The organism is Clostridium sp. DJ247, assembly GCF_014231265.1.
The window spans coordinates 13,789-31,963 of sequence record NZ_JABAIW010000026.1; the positions used below are offsets into that span (position 1 = coordinate 13,789).

Annotated in this window: 16 protein-coding genes and 1 other annotated feature; of the genes, 11 read left to right on the forward strand and 5 right to left on the reverse strand. The window is 29.9% G+C overall.

What is annotated here, in order from left to right:
* Positions 1-64: 64 nt before the first annotated feature.
* Positions 65-1,099, forward strand: coding sequence for a DUF362 domain-containing protein (locus tag HGI79_RS11765; protein WP_185650882.1), 1,035 nt, complete (start codon positions 65-67; stop codon positions 1,097-1,099).
* Between the two features lie 139 nt (positions 1,100-1,238).
* On the opposite strand, the gene bioC is transcribed toward HGI79_RS11765, so the two are convergent.
* The 3 genes from bioC to bioF form a co-directional block, all read right to left on the reverse strand.
* Entirely contained in the window at positions 1,239-2,066 is an 828-nt protein-coding gene (gene bioC / locus HGI79_RS11770) for a malonyl-ACP O-methyltransferase BioC (RefSeq protein ID WP_185650883.1), read from the reverse strand.
* Positions 2,067-2,233: 167 nt separating this feature from the next.
* On the reverse strand, positions 2,234-2,968 hold the full coding sequence (locus HGI79_RS11775) for an alpha/beta fold hydrolase (protein ID WP_185650884.1): 735 nt from the start codon (positions 2,966-2,968) through the stop codon (positions 2,234-2,236).
* A gap of 54 nt (positions 2,969-3,022) precedes the next feature.
* Positions 3,023-4,183 (reverse strand): 8-amino-7-oxononanoate synthase, encoded by a 1,161-nt coding sequence (bioF, locus tag HGI79_RS11780; RefSeq protein WP_185650885.1) that lies wholly within the window; start codon positions 4,181-4,183, stop codon positions 3,023-3,025.
* 466 nt (positions 4,184-4,649) lie between these two features.
* Between bioF and bioD the strand changes: the two genes are divergently transcribed.
* The 4 genes from bioD (at position 4,650) to HGI79_RS11800 (ending at position 10,604) form a co-directional block, all read left to right on the forward strand.
* On the forward strand, positions 4,650-5,360 hold the full coding sequence (gene bioD / locus HGI79_RS11785) for a dethiobiotin synthase (protein ID WP_185650886.1): 711 nt from the start codon (positions 4,650-4,652) through the stop codon (positions 5,358-5,360).
* A 106-nt stretch (positions 5,361-5,466) separates the two neighbouring features.
* Positions 5,467-6,822: an adenosylmethionine--8-amino-7-oxononanoate transaminase gene (gene bioA, locus HGI79_RS11790; RefSeq protein ID WP_185650925.1), complete on the forward strand. Its 1,356-nt coding sequence runs from the start codon at positions 5,467-5,469 to the stop codon at positions 6,820-6,822.
* A 220-nt stretch (positions 6,823-7,042) separates the two neighbouring features.
* On the forward strand, positions 7,043-7,933 hold the full coding sequence (locus tag HGI79_RS11795; protein WP_313885209.1) for an HDOD domain-containing protein: 891 nt from the start codon (positions 7,043-7,045) through the stop codon (positions 7,931-7,933).
* A gap of 307 nt (positions 7,934-8,240) precedes the next feature.
* A complete protein-coding gene (locus tag HGI79_RS11800; RefSeq protein WP_241428197.1) occupies positions 8,241-10,604 on the forward strand; it encodes a Lon protease family protein in 2,364 nt (787 codons plus the stop codon).
* Positions 10,605-10,684: 80 nt separating this feature from the next.
* Here the strand turns inward: HGI79_RS11800 and HGI79_RS11805 are convergent, their stop codons facing one another.
* On the reverse strand, positions 10,685-11,284 hold the full coding sequence (locus HGI79_RS11805) for a nitroreductase family protein (RefSeq protein ID WP_185650887.1): 600 nt from the start codon (positions 11,282-11,284) through the stop codon (positions 10,685-10,687).
* Positions 11,285-11,554: 270 nt separating this feature from the next.
* Positions 11,555-11,812: a binding site (T-box leader), on the forward strand.
* A gap of 72 nt (positions 11,813-11,884) precedes the next feature.
* Here HGI79_RS11805 and HGI79_RS11810 point away from each other — a divergent pair.
* The 6 genes from HGI79_RS11810 to uvsE all read left to right on the forward strand — a co-directional run bounded on the left by HGI79_RS11810 (position 11,885) and on the right by uvsE (position 17,704).
* The gene (locus HGI79_RS11810) at positions 11,885-12,364 is read left to right on the forward strand and encodes an Lrp/AsnC family transcriptional regulator (RefSeq protein ID WP_185650888.1); all 480 of its coding nucleotides are present in this window, start codon (positions 11,885-11,887) and stop codon (positions 12,362-12,364) included.
* On the forward strand, positions 12,361-13,533 hold the full coding sequence (locus HGI79_RS11815) for an aminotransferase class I/II-fold pyridoxal phosphate-dependent enzyme (RefSeq protein ID WP_185650889.1): 1,173 nt from the start codon (positions 12,361-12,363) through the stop codon (positions 13,531-13,533). The genes HGI79_RS11810 and HGI79_RS11815 overlap by 4 nt, the downstream gene beginning before the upstream one ends.
* Before the next feature lie 223 nt (positions 13,534-13,756).
* The gene (locus HGI79_RS11820; protein ID WP_185650890.1) at positions 13,757-14,116 is read left to right on the forward strand and encodes a hypothetical protein; all 360 of its coding nucleotides are present in this window, start codon (positions 13,757-13,759) and stop codon (positions 14,114-14,116) included.
* Positions 14,117-14,592: 476 nt separating this feature from the next.
* On the forward strand, positions 14,593-15,450 hold the full coding sequence (locus tag HGI79_RS11825) for a YitT family protein (protein ID WP_395939537.1): 858 nt from the start codon (positions 14,593-14,595) through the stop codon (positions 15,448-15,450).
* Between the two features lie 262 nt (positions 15,451-15,712).
* Entirely contained in the window at positions 15,713-16,645 is a 933-nt protein-coding gene (locus HGI79_RS11830) for an alpha/beta fold hydrolase (RefSeq protein WP_185650891.1), read from the forward strand.
* A gap of 99 nt (positions 16,646-16,744) precedes the next feature.
* Complete coding sequence (gene uvsE / locus HGI79_RS11835; RefSeq protein ID WP_185650892.1) at positions 16,745-17,704, forward strand: UV DNA damage repair endonuclease UvsE; 960 nt, start codon at positions 16,745-16,747, stop codon at positions 17,702-17,704.
* 55 nt (positions 17,705-17,759) lie between these two features.
* Here uvsE and HGI79_RS11840 read toward each other — a convergent pair whose 3' ends face one another.
* Positions 17,760-18,092: a YmaF family protein gene (locus tag HGI79_RS11840; protein WP_395939538.1), complete on the reverse strand. Its 333-nt coding sequence runs from the start codon at positions 18,090-18,092 to the stop codon at positions 17,760-17,762.
* Between the last annotated feature and the right edge of the window lie 83 nt (positions 18,093-18,175).

Genomic DNA, 18,175 nt, shown 5'->3' on the forward strand with positions numbered 1-18,175 from the left:
GATTGATTAGTCGGTTTAATTTCAATAATTATCATATTTAACAATAAATTGGAGGGATTGTATTATGGAAAAAGTCTATTTTAAATCTGTTGAATCCTATTTAAATACTGAGGAAATAAACCAAACTGCAGTAGATTTACTAAAGAAGCTAGTTGAAGAAAACAATATAAATTTTGAAATGTTTATACCGCTTAAGGTCCATTTTGGGGAAAAGGGTAATAAAACTTTTATAGAATCAAAAAAATTTAAGAGTATAATTGAATTTTTAAAAGAAAAAAACATAGAAAGTGCATTTATTGAAACTAATGTTCTTTATAAAGGGCAGAGAACTACCGCTACGACTCATAAGAAACTTGCTGTTGAACATGGTTTTACAATGCTTCCGATAATAATTGCAGATGGCGAGTATGGTGAGGAATACGAAGAAGTAGAGATAAAAAAGAAGCATTTCAATAAATGTAAGATAGGAAAAGAAATTGCAAAACAAAAGCAGATTATAGTGTTGAGCCATTTTAAAGGTCATGCATTAGCAGGTTTTGGAGGCGCAATAAAACAACTGGCTATGGGGTGTGCTTCAAGAGGGGGGAAACTTGCTCAACATGCAAATTCTATACCCAAAATTAATTATTTAAAATGCAAAGCTTGTGGAGTTTGTTCTTTGAGGTGTCCTGAAAATGCTATTACTTTAAATAGAAAGGCAAAAATTGATAAAGATAAATGCGTTGGTTGCGCTTCATGTATGGCTATATGCCCACATCAAGCGATTTCAAACAGTTGGTTAGCCTCACTATCAAAAGCTTTTAATGAAAGGCTTGCAGAATATGCCTATGCAGCTCACAATGGCAAAAGTAATATTTATATAACTTTTGCTTTTAATATAACAAAACATTGTGACTGTGAAGGACATAGTATGAAACCTATAGTAAAAGATTTAGGCGTATTTGCCTCCACAGATCCTGTTGCTTTAGATCAAGCGTGTTTAGATATGCTTGATAAGGTGAATGGTAGAACTGTTTTTGGCAGAGGAAGATATACTCTTGAATATGCAGAGAAAATAGGGTTAGGTAGTAGAAAATATGAGATGATTGAAATTATATAACAATAAATCTATAACAGGGATAAGTATTAATGAAGTAAAAAAATCCGAAAGAAAGTAATAAAATAGAGTATTTCATCAAACATGTCTCATCTTTACCAGTGAAAACTAAGACTGTACCGTAAAAAGTACAGTCTTTCAACTATATTTTCATCATTTTAAAAAATAAGCAGTGGTAAGTAGCTTTCACTTTATTATTTTCTCTGAAATTTTTATTATAAAGATCAATTACTTTCTTCATAAAAGTTGGTGGAGTACGCCTACCGTCCTTATTACTATTATTGGCACCTATTTTCTTAATAGAATAGAAAAAATCTTTACAATCATTAAAATACTCGTATTCAAATACTTCTTTACTTTGTACTAAAACATAATTATCACTATTTTCAGTTTTTACAGTATTTTTACATATTGTATGCAATTCATTCAAGCTAGAAAAAGGTTGTCCAGGAGATATAGATTCCTTTATAGACATTTCTTGGCTTGCTTTTTCAAAACATTCATTTAATTCATTAAAGGTATAGTCGCCAAAGGTGGAAAAGCAAAGCATACCACCTGGATTTAATAATTTATATAATTTTTTCAAGGTAGCTGTCATATGGTTAAACCATTGAAAGGTGGCATTAGAAATAATAATATCATAAGTATTGATAATATTCATTTCTTCTATATCTTCACAAATAAAATCTACAGACTCACTTTTAAATCTAGACTTGGCTTCAAGTATCATCCCAGGTGCAATATCAACAGCGGTTATATGTGCATGAGGAAAAATATCAATTAATGCTCCAGTTAAGTAACCTGTTCCACAACCAACCTCTAGAATATTTATAATTTTAAGTGTATCTTTATTGCTCTGCTGCATAAACTCTATTAAAATATCTCTCATATTTTTTTGTACATGAGCATATTCATTATAATTTGAAGCATTCTTACTAAAGTGAAGTTTTACTTGTTGTTTATCAATCATATATACATACCTTCCTTTATTAGTCTATCAACTTAATGCTGCTTTTGTTTTGTCAAGGAATTAATTAAGCAGACATATAAAACCCGTAAATTTGATGTGATTTAATACTCCTTGAACACTAGGCTAAAGAGGAGTTCTTATAAAGTTTGGATTATTAAATCAGATAGTCATAGGATAAAGTGAGATATAGCGTTGTAACAATCACTAGGACTTGTAAAAAACGGAATGTGTCCGGCCTTTCTTATTATTTCTAAATGACAATGACTTACTCTATTTTTTATATATACAGCGGCTTCTAAAGGACATATACTATCTTCTTCACCATGAATTATTAATAAAGGTATATTTATGTGTGGTAATTTACTTCTCAAATCTTTTTCTATTAAATAATCTAGTCCTAATATTAAAGAATCTACGGATTGATCATCAATGTTATCTTTTATCATCTGTAGGAATTGGATATCATATTTCTTTTGCTTTTCTGCTTTTGAAAACATAGCACTATTAAAATTGAATAAGGTTTCTTTAGGATTTCTATTAAGCTGAAACTTCATTCTTTCTACAATTCTTTTATTCCATCCTATATTGTATTCATCTTCTTTATGTTGAACAAAACAGCTTGTACCTCCGATTAAAATTAAGTTATTAACATTCCAACAGGTATCCAGCACAATGTCTTGAGCAACTAATGATCCTAAAGACCATCCCAACAAAGAAAAAGAGGTAAGATGTTTTTGTTCTATAACTGCTAATACTCTTTGTTTAAATTCATCTATTGAATGAATAGTATCCCATTCAACAAATACTAATTCAAAGTCCTTTGATAAAAATTCACTGATTTTTTCAAAAACAAAACCTTTCATTCCCCAACCAGGCAGCATAACCAAATATGGTTTATTCATGTTAACTATCATTCCTTTCGCTGTGCTCAAGGCACAAAATTAATGGAAGAGTAATTAAATGCTTAATTTTTTTCTAATACAATTCATTTTTATTAGCGCTTCTTCTAAATCTTGCTCTGTATGTGTAGCCATTAAAGAAACTCTTAAGCGACTTGTGCCTTCAGGTACAGAAGGAGGGCGAATAGCTGGTATATATATACCTTCCTCCAATAAGCTTTTACTAAATTCAACAGCTTTGTCTGCTTCACCAACCATAATAGGAATAATCGGAATTTCTGTTTTCATTACATCAAACCCTGCTATTTTAAGTTCCTTTTGAAACCAGTTGGACATTTTTAATAAGTTAGCTCTTCTTTCATGATCTTCTTCAATAATTTCTAAAGCCTTAATAGAAACTGCAATGGTACTAGGAGACAGAGCTGTAGAATAAATAAAGCTTCTTGCATAGTTTTTTAAGTAATTAATTAAATCTTTTTTACCAGCTACATATCCTCCTTCTGAAGCAACAGCTTTGCTTAGTGTTCCCATCATAATATCAATTTCGTTATGCAAACCAAAATATGAGGCTGTGCCTGAGCCATTCTTACCTATAACACCTGTAGCATGAGCATCATCCACCATTGTCATCATATTATGTTCCTTTGCGATTTTTACAATGTCTGGCAGTGGAGCTATATCTCCATCCATACTAAATACACCATCTGTTACAATCAAATTGTTACTTCCCTTATACTTATTTATTTTGTTTAACAAATCATTCATATCACAGTGCTTGTATCTAATAAGCTTTGCACCACTTAAGCGGCAGCCATCAATAATGCTAGCATGATTCAATCTATCACAAAAAATTACCCAGCTTTTATCACATAAGGCTGTAATAGTACCTACATTAGCCATATATCCTGTATTAAAAATTAAACTTGCTTCAGTACCTTTAAAAGTTGCAATTTTTTCCTCTAAAGCTTTATGTATATTATAACTTCCAGTAGTTAATCTAGAACCACCTGATCCAACACCAAATATATTGATGGCATCAATGGCAGCTTTTTTTAACCTAGAATCATCACAAAGACCTAAATAGTTATTTGAACCTAAAAGTATGAAATCTTTTCCTTGAATTTTAACCCTAGGAGATTGTGATGTTTCAATGTATCTAAGTTCTCTATATAATCCTTTTTCTTTAATTTTTTTTAGTTTTTCTACTATATAGTTCATAATTTAACTCTCCTATAAATCAAATATATAATTTGTAATATTTTAGATATCCACACCTGAAATTTAAATCATACCACCGGATATGTCATCATGCTTTGTCGCATTAAATATTTTTAATTAATCTAGATTTCCAATTTGAGAAAAATTTTTCCTATTGAATCTTTTTATCACGCCTATTTTAAAAGATAAACTAATATTGAGGAATTGTCAACTTAAAAAAAACAGTTGGTTGACAAATGAAAAATATGTGTATAAAATATACAGCATATGAATAAAGTGAAACTAGAATCAGATGGGATTTTGATCCAACCTGATTCTTAGTTGAACTAATCCAGGGACGTAGCCGCTCTTTACTCCCACTTTGGAGAAGATGGAAGTATTAGAGCGGGTAGTCATTGGATAAATTCAAATTTAAATCAGATAGATGTATTAAAGTGGGTAGTTATTAGATAAATGGGGTGATATTTTGAGTAATGGATTATTTGTAATTGGAACGGATACTGATGTAGGAAAAACCTTTGTAACCGCAGGAATTACATATGTTTTAAGAAAAAATAATTATAATGCCTGCAGCTTTAAGCCAGTGCAAAGTGGGGGAATATTAAGAGATGAAAAATTACTACCTGGTGATGTTGAATTTGTAAAAAATGTAACCCAAATAAATGAGAATTATGGGGTAATGAATTCATATTGTTTTAAAGCAGCCGTTTCTCCACACTTAGCAGCTGAGATGGAGAATATTAGTATAAGTAAGAATAAAATTTTAGAAGACTATAAGAAGCTGAAAGAAAAATATGATTATGTAGTAGTAGAAGGAGCAGGTGGGACTATAGTCCCTTTAATAAGAAATAAGTATTATATTTATGATCTTATTAAAGATTTAGATATTCCTGTGGTTATTGTAGCTGGTTCTGGTATTGGTACTATTAATCATACTGCTCTAACAGTAAATTTTATAAAGAGTAAAGGAATAGAAATAAAAGGCTTAATTATAAATGGACATAATAATAGTTTTTATGAGGATGATAACATTGAAGTTATTAGGAATATAACAGGTTTGGAAATTGTTTCTGTGATAAATAAGGTAAATACAAGCCTGAATGGAGACCTTATATTAAATGTAAAAAATGAGTATGAAAAAAGTTTGAAAATAGAAAAAATTTTAGATTTATTTTAATATAGAATTTTAAAGAGTAGGTAAAAGACAATTGCAGGATAGTAGTATAAAATTCTGCAAGGGACTAAAGAGTAAGTAATGTTAGGGGAGATCAATGATGAGTGATATGAAACACTTTCAAGAAAAAGATTTAAAACATATTTGGCATCCTTGCTCACAGATGAAGGATTATGAAACATTTCCTCCTATAGTTATAAAAAAAGGACAGGGAGTTTTTCTTGAGGATATAGATGGTAAAAAATATCTGGATGCAGTATCATCCTGGTGGGTAAATTTATTTGGACATTCAAATAAGAGGATAAATGAAGCATTATATAAACAAGCTAATAAATTGGAACATGTAATTTTTGCGAATTTTACACATGAAGCTGCAATAGAGCTTGCTGAAAGGATAATAAAAGTAGCACCTAGAGGATTAAGTAAAATATTTTTTGGAGACAACGGCTCTTCAGCTGTAGAAATTGCACTAAAAATGAGCTTTCAATATCATCAACAAATTGGTAAGATAAAAAAAACAAAATTTGTAGCACTTTCAGATGCATATCATGGAGAGACACTAGGAGCACTTTCAGTTGGAGGAGTAGATTTATTTAGTAAAATATATAAACCACTACTTTTAGATGTTATAAGAGCAGATGGTCCAGACTGTTTTAGGTGTAAATATAATTCAGATAGATATAACTGTAATGCAGAGTGCTTTGAAGCCATTGAAAAAGTAATAGAAGAAAAACATGAAGAAATTACAGCTGTTATCATAGAGCCTATGGTTCAGGGTGCGGCAGGGATGAAAATTTATTCCCCAGAGTACCTTAAAAAATTAAGAAAGCTTTGTGATGAGTATGATATAAACTTAATTGCAGATGAAATAGCTGTTGGATTTGGAAGAACCGGAGAAATGTTTGCTTGTAATCACGCCAAAATTTCTCCAGACATAATGTGTGTTTCAAAGGGCTTAACAGCAGGGTATATGCCATTATCTTTAGTATTAACAACGGATAAAATTTATAATGTGTTTTATGATGAATATTCTACAATGAAAGCCTTTTTACATAGTCACAGTTATTCAGGTAATGCCCTTGGCTGTGCAGTAGCAGTGGAAACTTTAAAAATTTTTGAAGAAGAAAATATACTTGAGAAAAATAAGAGAAAATCCAGCATTATAAGAGAAAAGCTAGAAGAGAGTTTTAAGAATATTCCTTATGTTGGTGAATATAGACAAATTGGTATGATAGGTGCCATAGAATTAGTTAGAGACAAGAAAACAAAAGAGGCATTTCATTGGAAAGAAAGAGTAGGATACGAAATTTATAAAATAGCTTTATCAAAAGGCGTACTGTTAAGACCCCTTGGTAATATAATTTATTTTATGCCGCCTTATGTAATAAATGAGCAACAGATAGATTATATGATTAATACTGCAAGAGATTCTATTTTAGAATATTTTAATTATAATCACAAATAATGTTAACTTACATAAGATGTACTGGGCTAGTTAATAATCTTACGCTTTACCACCTCAAATTATAAGTTAGAGCAATCTTTAATGGTTGCTCTTTTTATCAATTAATACAGTTTCTTTAATCTTTATAGACTATTAGAATAGATAAATTATAAAGTTTTAGTGTAAAACAACGAAGATTATATGAAATGGCATAAATTTGTACTTTATACTAAGTAGGGAAGTGGTTAAAATAAATGGCGAAGAAATAATAAAATATCTTGATGAAACTAATCAGTTATCAGTATTAAATCCAGGGATTGTTGACATAATTACAATGATTAATAGTTCAGATACTCTTGATGTAGATACTCTTGCAGACAAAATTAGTAAATGTGGAAATCTAAGTGAAGCTTTACTCATCAATATAAACTCAGGATACTTTGCAAGGTCTAGAAATATAGGTTCTCTAAAAGATGCAATAGTATTATTAGGCCTAGAAACTGTTGAGAGGTTGATTTTGGCGTATTTAGCAAAGGCTTTATTACCAGATAACAAAGGAAAGGCTGCTAAGCTGAGCAGAGAAAAATATTGGAAGCATTGTTTAGCAACATCAATATCAGCAAGTATGCTTGCAGATAAATTGGAGATAGAAGATAAATATCGATTTTTTGCATATGGATTAATTCATGATGTAGGTATTCCTATACTTGATATATACTTACCTGATATAATTGATCAGGTTGTGAATTTACAACACAAAGGATTACATCAAATAATTGCAGAAAGACAAGTTATGAACGGTTTTACTCATTCTCATATTGGAGCTTGGATAAGTGAAAGATGGAAATTACCTAATGATATAAGAGCTATAGTAGAATATCATCATATACCACTTCAGGCAAAAGAATATTTAACTGAGGTAAGAATTTTAAGTGTAGCTGATTCAATAAGTACGCTTTATTATGAAAGATTACTGAGTCTTAATACTAAGTATGTAATTAATGAGAAAGTATTTAATCTTTTAGGCATTACCATGCAAGATATAGAAGATATTAGTGCAGAGTTACCTAGTAAAGTTGAAGAGGCAAAAAAATTATTTAATTTCACAATGTTTAATATTGATAATTTATAAGCTAGAGTTGACACTATAGTTGCATTGCACTGTATTTCACCTCTAATTTATATTGGAATTTTATTATAGCAAAAGAGCCTGTATCTAAATTGATGCAGGCTTTAGTTATGTTACAAAAATATATATTTTATGCTATTTTCATCTTCAGAGTTAGGACTAGATTAATAAATGCTATGAAAGCTGCAACAATAAAAACGTATTTATAATTTTAAAAGTGTCGAATGAAATTTGAAGGAATTTATAAATAAATATTGAAATATATTATAAAAAGTCTAACTGAGGAGAAAAAACATATTGGAGGTAAAATATGAAAGAATATATGAAGCTTACAAAAAAAGATTTGGAGTTGGAATTAGGAGAAATGCCTGAATTTCATACTACAGAGAATATAGAGTGTTATGATCTAGTAATAGGTCAGAAAAGAGCTGTTGAATCCATAGAGCTTGGATTAAATATGGATAGTAAGGAATATAATATTTTTATAACTGGTAAAACTGGTACAGGAAAAACCGGATATATTGTAAGGAAAATAGAAGAATATGCAAAAAAGATGCCTACACCACAAGACTGGTGTTATGTATATAATTTTGAAAAGCCTAATAATCCAATGGCAATTTCTCTAAACACTGGTGAAGCTAATAAATTTAAAGAAGATATGAACTTATTTATTAAACATATTATGAAGGAAGTGCCTGTTTATTTTAATTCTGAAAATTATGAAAGTGAGAAAAATAACATAATTGATAAACATGAAAAACTTCTTTTAAATTTATCTAGAGATTTAACTATGGAATCTAAAAAAAGAGGGTTTGACGTAAAAAAAACCCCAACTGGAGAATTTGTATTTATTGCTGAAAAAGATGATAAAGATTTAACAGAAGACGAGAGAAAAGCTATGGAAGTTTCAATGAGTGAACTTAGAAACATATCTTCAGACATTTTTAAGCAGAATAGGCAGCTTGAAAAGGCGTTAGAAGCAGAATTAAAGCATTTGGATGATAAAATTGCTGAAAATATAATTTCAGCAAAAATAGAAAATTTAATAAATAACTATGGATGCTGTGAAAAAGTTATTAAATATTTATATTCCGTAAAAAAGGATATTGTTGAAAATATATCATATTTTTTTGAAGATGATGACAATAGTAAAGAAATTAAAGATGTAAAAACATCATTTTTTAGAAGGTATAAGGTTAATGTTTTAGTAAGTAATATTGAAAATGTGGGTGCACCTGTTATATTTGCAGATTCATCACTGCAGGGACAAATCTTTGGTAACATTGAATATGAAAACAAGAATGGAAATCTTATTACTGATTTTACATTAATAAAACCAGGTTATTTGCATAAGGCTAATGGAGGGTACATTATAATTAAGGCTGGACAACTATTAAATCAGCCTTCTTCTTGGGAACTTTTAAAAAAGTGTATAAACTTAGAAAATATATCCATTAATAATTCAAAATATAATATTGATGTACTTCCTATCTCTACATTAAGTCCAGAAGAGATACCTTTAAAAGTTAAGGTTATATTGCTGGGAAGCCAATATACATACTCATTGCTTTTGCAGAATGATTTGGAGTTTGAAAAGATATTTAATATAAAAGCAGAGTTTGATAGCGAAATAGAAAAAGATAATGATACTACAGCTAATATTGTAGGTTTACTTAGCTCTTATATAAATAAAAATAAACTGAAGCATATCAATAGGGAAGGTGTTAAAAAGCTGCTGCAGTTTTCCTCTAGACTTGCAGAAAATAGAAACTATTTTTCTTCCTCTATGGGTAGTTTGTTTAAAATAGTTGATATTGCAAATTATTATGCAAAAAAAGACAACAGTGAAATTATTGAAGCTAAACATATTTCTGCAGCATTAAGGGAACAAGAGTCTATGCACGGACTTGTTAGAAATAAGATTCTTGATATGTATAGAAAGAAAAAATATATAGTTGATTTACATGAAACTAGAATGGGACAAATTAATGGTCTTTCTGTTATAAATTATGGAGATTGCATAATGGGGCAACAGCATAGAATAACTGTTTCGACCTTTGCCGGAAGAAACGGTATAATTAACATTGAGAGAGAAGCAGATATGAGCGGAAGTATCCATAGTAAAGGTGTAATGATTTTGGCAGGGTTTGTAGGTGAACTTGTAGGAAGAGATATTCCAATATCCTTTAATGCTAACATTGTATTTGAACAACTTTATTCAGGAATAGAGGGAGATAGCGCATCTGCGGCAGAACTTCTTGCATTGTTGTCAAGTCTATCAGAAATCCCAATAAAACAAAGTCTGGCAATAACTGGATCAGTTAACCAAAAGGGAGAAATACAACCTATAGGAGGAGTTAATCATAAAATAGAAGGATTCTTTGATGTTTGTTCATTATATGGTCTTGATGGCACACATGGTGTTATAATTCCAAATACAAATGTAGATGATCTTGTATTGAAGGAAGAGGTATTAGATGCAGTAGAAAAGGGAAAGTTCCACATATATTCAGTTGCAAATATTCGTCATTGTATTGAAATATTGTTTCATGATGACTATATAAATAATTATAACAGTGAAGCAAAAAAAGATATATTAGAATATGTAAAAGAAAAAATGATGAAAAATCTCGTAGAGTACAATAATATTTTAAAGGAATCTAATGTTAACTAGTGTTTTAATATAATATAAAACTTATAAAAGATAAGAGTGATGATTAAAAATATCATTACTCTTATTTTTTAGCCTAAAATTCACTTAAAAAACTTAATACGATCTTCTAATGGCTTAAACTCTTTAGGACCAGGTTCCGCAGTTGGTTTTCCAAATGGTAGTTCAGCAATGAGCTTCCATTTGCTTGGAATCTCCCATTTTTGTTTTACTTCTTCATCAATAAGTGGATTATAGTGTTGTAAAGATGCACCCAATCCCTCTGCTTCCAAGGCAGTCCACACAACGAATTGTAACATACCTGAGGAGTGTTGTGACCAAACTGGAAAGTTATCTTTATATAATGGAAAATTATTTTGAAGTTCTTCAATTACACTTTGATCCTCAAAGAATAAAACAGTTCCATAACCATTTCGGAATGAATTAATCTTATCTTCTGTTGATTGGAATTGATCTTCTTTAACAATTTTTCTTAAGGTTTCTTTTGTAATATCCCATAACTCATTATGTTGTTCACCTAATAGGACTACAACCCTTGCACTTTGAGAGTTAAAGGATGAAGGTGTATATTTCACAGAAGAATTAATAATTTCTTGGATTCTTTCATCTGGTATCACAGTCTCTTTACTAATTCCATATATTGAACGCCTTTGTTCTAAAGCAGTAAAAAAATTTTTTGACATAATATATCACCTCAATTTCTAAAGTTTTCTAATTTAAATATAACCTAATACTGTTATGGAAGACAATATTAAATTACATAATTTTATGAATATTATTTTTGTGAATCCATTTTGTATTTTAACTTTAAATCACATTATGCTTTTCTTTGAATATTATAAACTATATTACTTAAAGATAGTGTCTCCTTTATTGTTTACTTAAAAAAGGATAATATTCAGTATTGAATAATTACTTATCATTTAGTATAATAATTAAAAATAAATAAATTGATAAAAATGTTGAAATGGAGAGTACACTTAGAAAAGCCTCAAAGAGAGTCGGTTAAAGGTGAGAGTCCGATAGTATATTTAAGTGGAAAGCAGCCATGGAATTTCTTATTGAGAAATGAGTATTAAATTTTTAGTATTCACACTAGAGACAGACGTGTCCTCACGTTATAGAGGATTGGGATATTAATATTCCAGTAAAGAGAGTGTCAAAAAGACACTAATTAGGGTGGTACCGCGAGTAACTTCTTCGTCCCTTTCAGGGATGAAGAAGTTTTATTTTTATATTTTTTCTAGTTTTTATCATACAAATTATGAAGGGGGCTTTAATTTATGGAAGAAATACTAGAAATCTTAGAAAAAAATAGCAGAGTTACTGATGATGAGATTGCAGTAATGACAGGAAAGACTGTTGAAGAAGTAAGAGAAGCTATAAAAAAATATGAGGAACAAAATATAATTGTAGGATATTCTGCTCTAATTAACTGGGAGAGTACCAATAGAGAAACTGTTACAGCTTTAATTGAAGTAAAAGTTACACCACAAAGAGGAGAAGGTTTTGATAAGGTTGCAGAAAGAATTTATAAATTTCCAGAAGTAAAAGCCTGTTATCTTATGTCTGGTGGGTTTGACCTTACTGTGATTATTGAGGGTAAAACTATGAAAGAGGTAGCTCTTTTCGTAGCGGAAAAACTTGCTGTACAGGAGTATGTGCTTAGTACTGCAACTCATTTTGTATTAAAGAAATATAAAGATAAAGGAACCATTTTTGAAGAAAAACCAAAAGATGACAGGGAGGCTATCTTTATATGATAATGGAAAATATGATCATACCTAATGTAAAGAATATGCCTCCATCAGGCATAAGAAAGTATTTCGATATTGTTAACGAAATGCAGGGGGTAATTTCCTTAGGGGTTGGAGAACCGGATTTTCTTACCCCTTGGAATATATCAGAAGCAGGTATATATTCTCTAGAAAAAGGACATACACATTATTCTTCTAATGCAGGTTTTATTGAATTAAGAGAAGAAATATGTAAGTACTTAGATAGAAAATATAATCTTAAGTATAATGCTACAAATGAAGTAATAGTTACAGTGGGAGGAAGCGAAGGTATTGATATTGCCTTAAGAGCTTTAGTTGGACCAGGGGATGAGGTTATAATACCTGAACCAAGTTTTGTAGCGTATAAGGGATGTACTGGCTTTACAGGAGCTTCAGCTAAAATTATAAATCTTAGAGCTGAAGATGAGTTTAAGTTAACTCCAGAGCTGCTAGAAGAAGCAATTACACCTAAAACAAAGGTTGTTATAATACCTTTTCCTAATAATCCTACAGGAGCAATCATGACCAGAGAGGAATTAGAACCTATTGTTAAGGTTCTTAAGGATAAAGATATTATAGTTATATCAGATGAAATCTATTCTGAGTTAACTTACGGGGAAAAGCATGTATCTATAGCAAGTTTTCCAGAAATGAAGGATAAGACTTTAGTTATTAATGGTTTTTCAAAGGCTTTTGCAATGACAGGTTGGAGACTGGGGTATATTTGTGGTCATCCCGTGCTTATAGAAGCTATGAAAAAGATTCATCAGTATGCCATTATGTGTTCACCTACTACATCTCAATTTGCAGCCATTGAGGCTCTAAAAAATGGTAATGATCATGTGGCTGAAATGGTTAGAGAGTATAATAGAAGAAGACGTGTAATGGTAAGTGCTTTTAAAAATATGGGACTAGATTGCTTTGAACCTTTAGGGGCTTTCTATGTTTTTCCATGCATTAAATCTACAGGTATGAGCTCAGATGAGTTTTGTGAAGAGCTTCTCAGATCAGAAAAAGTTCTAGTAGTACCTGGGAATGCCTTTGGACAGTGTGGAGAGGGTTTTGTGAGAGCTTGTTATGCATCTTCAATGGAAAATATAAAGGAAGCTATGGTTAGAATTGAAAGATTTATCGAAACAAAAGTGAAAAAATAAGTTTATAGCTATAATCTTATTTTGTGCACATAATTAGAGAGAACCTCATAATATATCTTTACAAGCAAGATATATTATGAGGTTTTTTATGTGGAATACAATGCATCTATTTAATTTTGTAAAGAGTTATTTACCTCATGGCGCAGAGCTTGTATATGTATTATTTTAAAACACCACTATAATTTAGCACATATCTTATATTAAAATAAGTGAGGTGTAAAATATGGTAAAAATGAATAGTACTATATTTGGGGTTGAAAGTAAAGAGAATAATATAGAAGATATATTAAAGCAAATATGTGATCTTGTTAACTTTGATATAGGGCTGGTTTTGATGTTTGATAACAATAATAAAATAGCTAGAATTATAATTCCATATGTAAGACATAACATTGATACAACTACTATAAGAATTATTTTTAATGATAAGAGTTATATTGATGTAATAGGAAAAGTTGATAATGTTTTAAAAATTGCTTCAAATATGTATTGTACCTTCAAGTATATTAATCTACTTGAAAGTACAAGAGACAAAATATTTGCACAAATATTTAAGAGACAGAGAGAGTTAAAAAAAATATAAATAAATTCTGACTATATTAAAATTTTATTATATCAATAAAAGAGCCTGTATATTTTAGGATGCAGGCTTTAATTATGTTTTTCTACTGGAACCTAATATCTACATGTATAACTCCTTTGAATTTTACATGGGGGCATAAAATAGGTGAATTTAAATAATAAGTAACTATTTATCAAAAAAATATAGGTTAAATTGAAAAAGTGTTAAAATTATATAAAATTTCATGTTATAATATTCTCAATAGTTCTTATTTATGAGAAAATAAACTCAAAAGAGAAATAATATCAATTGAAAAAATAACGCTTTAAAGTAATCTAATACTTCTAGATATATAGCATAACACATATAAAACCTATTTTGTGTGACAGTGTTTACAAAGGTAGATAATATTAAATTAATAATTAGCATATATTAACTTGTAGGAGCAAAATCAGCTGAAAATAACATAAAATATGTTCAATCATAAGGGGGATTATATGATAAAAAAGAGAAACAAATACATCAATATTGCCACTAGAATTCTTTTTATGGTTATAGGTGCAACCCTAGCATCTATTGCCTTAGAAATATTTTTAGTTCCTAATAACATTGTTGATGGCGGAGTAGTTGGTATTTCAATCATGACAAGTCATCTAACAAAAGTTCCACTTGGAGTATTTACATTTATATTTAACTTACCATTTTTTATATTGGGTTATAAACAAATTGGAAAAACCTTTACTATATCAACTTTATTCTCCGTTGCATGCTTATCTATAGGTGTAACTATTTTTCATCCAATACCAGGTATAACTCATGATGTTTTTTTAGCATCAATTTTTGGAGGGGTTATAATGGGAATTGGAGTTGGCTTAATAATACGAAATGGTGGTTCTTTAGATGGAACTGAAATTGTTGCTATAATATTAGATAAAAGAATAAGTTTTTCTATTGGCGAAATCGTAATGTTTTTTAATTTATTTATCTTAGGGACTTCTGGATTAATATTTGGCTGGGACAAAGCCATGTATTCACTTATTGCTTATTTCATTGCCTTCAAGGTTATTGATGTAGTGGTGGAAGGATTAGATGAATCAAAAGCAGTAACCATTATATCTGAGTGTCATGAAGATATTACAGAGGCAATAATGGCAAGGCTTGGAAGAGGAGTAACTTTGCTGGATGGAAAAGGAGCATATAAAGGTATAGCTACTAATGTAATATATGTTGTGGTATCTAGACTTGAAATAGCAAAACTAAAATTAATAGTTCATGGATTTGATGAAGATGCTTTAATAACCATAGGAAATGTTGAAGTATTGGGTAGGAGATATAAGAAAAAGGCTATTCATTAATAAGCAAATAATTAATAAAAATTTAAGAAGAAACTCTATTTGGTTAAGTAAAATTTGTAACTAAATAGGGTTTTTATTTATTAAAATAACTATTTTTAAAAGTGGAAGTATAAATTTACCATTACTTTTGGACTTGAGAATAGACTCTGTTTTAAAATTTCACAGTGGTAAAAGAAAAAATATCGTTAACAACTGTAAAAAAATAGCTTGTTTTGTTATAATGGTAACAAAATAAAAAATATATAAAGCGAGGATTATATCTATGAAGAAAATACTTACATTTATTTTTATTATGATGCTAATGTTTAATACTATGTCATCATCATGTAAAGCTGATAATAACATTGAAGAAAAATATGTTGACTACAAAGGTGTAAAAATATACACCGAAGCCTATAATTATTCCTCAAAAGAAAAGGAAGCAATTATATTTTTACATGGGTTAGGTGGGAATCATACCCATGGTAAGTTTTTGTATGATGAAAGTAATCCTTATATGACAATAACTTTAGATTATTTGGATCATGGAAATAGTGGACATGTACCTTCTATATCCTGGAATACTCATGTAGACTCAATAAAGGCTGTATTGGATGCATATGGTATAAAAAAAGCCTATGTTGTTGGACATTCCTTTGGAGCGGATACTGCTATGATGTTTGCTAACAAATATCCTAATATGGTAAAGGATGTTGTACTGCTTGATAGAGCTTACTATAACTATTCGTCTTTTGAACAGTTTAATGTTACAAAGAATATCTTTAATATTCTAGAGTATGGACCAGAAGCTGGTTTATCAAAAGAGGAATTTGGTAAGTTTTTTGATATGAGTTGGGATAACGATATTACAAAAACATGGGATATTAAAAAGGATGTACTGTTATTAGGTGGAAATGCAGAGAAAGCCTTCAAAGGCAATCCTTCTTTAGCAGGAATTATTAGTATGATTAAACAGAATCCACAGGATTTTGGCATTAATACTGATGACGCTAATTTGTTGCCTAACCTTACTGAAGATAATGTATCAGATTTAGTTAACTTTTTAAACATGAAAGTTGAAGATTTTAGCAGCGTTAATAAAAGATTCAGCGTAATACAGACACCTTTTGCCCACGGTGAGATGGTACGTGACTCAGAAGCAATGAGCTTTATGAGAGATCATGTTATTAAATATTTAAAAAATAGAAATAAATAAATACACAAATTTTAATACTGTGATTGTAATGAAATTTAAATAAAAATTATAATTTTACATAAACTATAACGTATATCGTCATAAGAAGAGGGTGTATTTATGCGAGTTCGTTTAGGATATGTAGCTATTGCTTTAAATTTGCCTAAAGTCACTTCATCAAGTACAGTAACTTATACTACATATGAAAAGCAAGGTTCCGAAGAAAAGAAACTTAATAAACTGAAACAAGTAACTCTATCAAACTTAGATGACTTATATAAGATTCTTCAATATAATGTAGAAAACAATATACATTTTTATAGAATTACATCTGCATTAGTACCTTTAGCAACACATCCAAATGTAGGTGATTGGAACTATAGAAATATCTTTAAAGTGGATTTTAAAAGGATAGGTGACTTTATTAAACAACATAATATGAGAGTTGATACACATCCAGATGAATTTAATGTTATAAATAGCATAAAAGAAGAGGTAGTTAAAAATACGAAAAGGAATTTATGGTATCACGTAAATTTCTTTGAGGATATAGATTATCACATTGGAAGAATGGTATTACATATAGGAAGTAGTCAGGGTGGAAAAGATCAATCTATGGAAAGGTTTATAGATAATTTTAAGAATTTTCCTAAGGAAATTACTACCCGACTAATGCTAGAGAATGATGATAAGACATTTACTGCAAGAGAGGTATTAAAAATATGTAAGGAGCTACATATACCAATGGTTTTAGATGTACATCATCATATTTGCAACAACGAAGGTGAACCATTAGAACCTATTTTACATGATATATTTGATACATGGAAAGATCAACCTCTTCCACCTAAAATTCATTTTTCTAGTGCTAAGGAAGGGGAAAAGGATAGAAAGCACTCTGATTTTATTAATGTATATGATTTTGTTGATTTTATAGAAAAAGCAAAATCCTTAGACATAGATTTTGATGTGATGTTAGAGGCGAAAAAGAAGGATTTATCTTTGTTTAAGCTTGTAGAAGAAATAAAAATTATAAAAAAACACTGGAAATGGTTAGATGAAACTACTTTTGAATTATAAAATTATTATTTTTAAAAGGTCAGCAGGTCAGCTTTATGCTGACCTGCTTATTATATTAATCCTTCTTTTTGTCTGTTTTATCGTCAATAAAATGGATGTGTCCATCTGCTGCTTTAACTTCTCCACGTATTAGATGATAATGGCCGCCTCCAGGTGCAGGACAGTCTACACTTGTTTGAATGCAATAATAATGTTTATGACCGTCTTCATGAGAAGTCCAACCTTCTACAATGTGAACATGTGGAACATTGTCTGGTGCTTCTGTGGTCTTGCCTTTATAGTGGTGTCTGTGATTGCATTCACATGAAGTTTTACCTGAATAACAATGTTTATGATCATGGCAATGCATATAAAAAACCTCCATTCTAAGTATGTTATACATAATCATATTATGTTGGTACGGCGTTAACAGTTACTAATTTGGTTGCTATTTTTAAAGGTTATAAATATTTTAAAATAGTTATTTTCATA